Annotated in this window: 1 protein-coding gene; it reads right to left on the bottom strand. The window is 37.7% G+C overall.

Annotation, left to right across the window (positions count from 1 at the left end):
* Window positions 1-75: 75 nt before the first annotated feature.
* Window positions 76-297: a hypothetical protein gene (locus tag KQI79_RS27395; RefSeq protein WP_216541475.1), complete on the bottom strand. Its 222-nt coding sequence runs from the start codon at window positions 295-297 to the stop codon at window positions 76-78.
* Window positions 298-560 lie beyond the last annotated feature (263 nt).

Raw genomic sequence — 560 nt, forward strand, 5'->3', positions numbered from 1 at the left:
TTCAGGGAGAATTATCATAATTCCCCCTCTCGTATATCCGGATGCGGTCAGATTAACCGTCAATAGCAGGATAACTTACACCATCAATCTCCGGACATTATGCGTTAGCAATAACAGTACGGTTAAATCGGCTACTATGAAATGAGGATTATGTACAGTTATCAATTCCTCCGCCTGCCCAACACCCTCAACGATATCCACTACAGTAACATGATCAACTTGTTCTAAAATCGCCTTCATTCCTATACCTATAGCATAAATTGGCTCTGCAACGATTACATTAATCATTTCGTTCATAGCAAAAAGCCCCCTATTTTATTTCTGCCTTTATTAACTCGACGTAAGGAGCATACAAAAATTGACGGGAGCTTGCCGATTTTTTCTGTGGTTTAGTTAATCTTAGTCAATACATTCATTTAATATTTTTTGTTGTTCATCTTTATCGTAAACCGAACACAAAATTAATAGACTCATTGAAATATCCCACCATATCTTAGTACTTGTATGGTTCCGCCCCCCAGTTCCAAAATTTATTCCCGTTAGTGATGATAAAACGTTCC

The sequence above is a fragment of the Paenibacillus sp. MSJ-34 genome (assembly GCF_018918005.1).
Classification (GTDB): Bacteria; Bacillota; Bacilli; order Paenibacillales; family Paenibacillaceae; genus MSJ-34.

Excerpts from the sequence above, each read along its gene's own strand:
- KQI79_RS27395 (WP_216541475.1), bottom strand. The coding sequence starts at position 297 with ATGAACGAAATGATTAATGTAATCGTTGCAGAGCCAATTTATGCTATA.